This window comes from Maritimimonas sp. 2210JD6-3, from assembly GCF_056591795.1.
Genome location: NZ_JBWQOJ010000085.1, coordinates 1 through 1,574 on the forward strand (window position 1 = coordinate 1; position 1,574 = coordinate 1,574).

Annotated in this window: 1 protein-coding gene; it reads right to left on the reverse strand. The window is 36.8% G+C overall.

The features are described from left to right. Positions 1-18: 18 nt before the first annotated feature. Complete coding sequence (locus AC1EUY_RS16050) at positions 19-1,392, reverse strand: IS110 family RNA-guided transposase (protein WP_480196564.1); 1,374 nt, start codon at positions 1,390-1,392, stop codon at positions 19-21. Positions 1,393-1,574 lie beyond the last annotated feature (182 nt).

The window sequence follows — 1,574 nt, forward strand, 5'->3', positions numbered from 1 at the left end:
ATTCTGACTAACGTAAAATTAATTTACTGATTTACAGTTATTTGTATTTATTTGCAAATCCTCATTAGTCAGTCCAAATTTATCAATTTGTTTTCTGATTCTTTTCACAAGTCCTAATTTTCTTTTTTGGTCAAGATAGAGATACCCTTCTGGATTTTGATAAGCAATACCTTTGGTAACCATATTCCAGATTATGACGGCTAATTTTCTTGCTGTCGCTGTTATGGCAGACACACGTCCTTTTCTAAAGTTGATTCTATGAAAAAAATCCCTGAGTGGCGTACTGTCTTTTAAGTTTCCAATAGCGTTTGCGGCATTTCTTAGCGCAATTTTAAGTCTGTTGCTACCTTTCCCAATTTTGCTAGAGAGCACTTTACCACCGCTGACTTTATTGTTGGGAGCCAGTCTTAGCCAAGAGGTAAAGTGTTTTGCTGTCTTAAATTTCTTGATACCATCATAGCCAACTTCACTGATAATGGTAAGGACGGTATTATAGCTCATTCCTTCAATGGCAAGTAGGTCTGTTCCTTTAAACATTTGGTATGATTTTAAATTGATATCAATATTCTTTGGAGTGTTTTTATTGATGCGCTTATATGGTTTTTTATCGATATGGTGTTGATTTTTTTCAGGATCTTTCCCTATGATATCGTTTAGTTTTTCAGCAATTTGGTCGTCACATTCCCTGATTTTCTTTTGAATGAACTCGTAGGTGTCCAGCTCATCTTTAAGGGCATAGAGGAAGTCATTGCGTTTATTGCTATGTAGGGCTTTGGCAATTTCCTCTTCACTTTTTTTGCAATTGTAATGTCTCAGGCTAGCTAGTTTTTTTGGGTCAGTTTCCCCTAGAGCAATTGCTCTTATGATTTTAAGGCCTGTGAGGCCTACCACATCTTTAACGACTACGTCAAGACGGATGTTCATCAGTCTAAGGTATTTTTGTATTTTTTTTGTAGCAGCGGCAGCTTGCTTAATAAGATTGTGCCTGTGTCTTGTAAAGGTTCTTAGGATCTCGGTATCTTCATCCGGTAAGAAACTTCCTGAGAGTAATCCTAGACTATGTAGTTTTTGTATCCATTGGCAGTCTTTTACATCTGTTTTTTTTCCTTTAATATTTTTGGTAAACTTCCCATTGCAAAGGGTAACCTCAAATCCATTAGCAATAAGAACTGCGTGTAAATTTTGCCAGTAATTACCAGTGCTTTCCATAGCCACGGTTTTGATGTTGTGTTGTTTGAGCGACTGGGACAATTCATAAAGGTTTTCATTGTAGACCCCAAATTCTTTGATCAAATCATCACTCTGTCCCACAGCTACCCAGTGGCTTCTACTGCCAATATCAATGCCAGCCGCATTTTTATTGACAACATCTAAACTAATTTGTTCTTGCATATCTATAAAATTTTAAAGCTCTAAGGAAATGTGCTTTAGGCAAAGAAATTATTCTGAACGGGATTACACCAAGTGTATCGCCAATGTACTGATGGCAAACATTTCAACCAGGATTGCGCACGTGCTTACTAAAAAGTAGCAACACTTTGAAAAACGGCCTTGCAAAGAGCTAAAGTTAATGA

Coding starts and splice junctions, on each gene's coding strand:
- AC1EUY_RS16050 (WP_480196564.1), bottom strand. CDS start 1,392: ATGCAAGAACAAATTAGTTTAGATGTTGTCAATAAAAATGCGGCTGGC.